Source organism: Roseateles sp. P5_E1 (assembly GCF_054049335.1).
Map to the genome: position 1 here is coordinate 1 of NZ_JBFUMN010000271.1, position 629 is coordinate 629.

The window sequence follows — 629 nt, forward strand, 5'->3', positions numbered from 1 at the left end:
GCGGATGCACCGATTCCACGCCACCGGGCTGTAGCGAAATGGCAAAGCCATGTTCCTGCCCGAAGGCGGTCCAGGCCGCACGGTCGGCATCGGTGAGCGGCTGCATGTGGCGGATGGTCAACATGATCGCGTCATCGCCGGCGATGAATTCGATCTGCGGGATATCGCGCTTGCCATCGAGGGTTTCGATGAACGCGGCCATCACCCCGACCTTGCTGCCGATCTCCGGGATCACGGTCAGGCACTGCGACAGGTCGGCCACAAAGCGCGGATCCTGCTCGCGGAAGCCGACCAGGGTCTTGTCCTTCTTCTCGACCCGACGCACCGAGAACCGGCCCTTGCGGCGGTAGCCCCAGCTGTCACCGACCAGCGGCGGCAACACCGTGCCGGGGGTGACGTGGCCGATCCGGGTCAGGTTGTCCATCAGCACCCGCTGCTTGGCCACGATCTGCTGCGACTCCTCCAGATGCTGCAGCACGCAACCGGCGCAGACGCCGAAATGCGGACAGCGCGGCGTCACCCGCTGCGGCGAGGGCTGCAACACGTCCAGGGTGCGCGCTTCGTCGAAATGGCGGTTGCGGGCGGTCGGTTCAGCGCTCACCACTTCACCCGGCAGCGCGCCGGTGATG

The 629-nt window shown here is 66.6% G+C and carries 1 pseudogene; it reads right to left on the reverse strand.

Going from position 1 to position 629, the window contains the following annotated elements:
* Positions 1 to 629 (reverse strand): annotated as a pseudogene (locus ACXJKJ_RS30980) (23S rRNA (uracil(1939)-C(5))-methyltransferase RlmD); the annotation flags it as partial.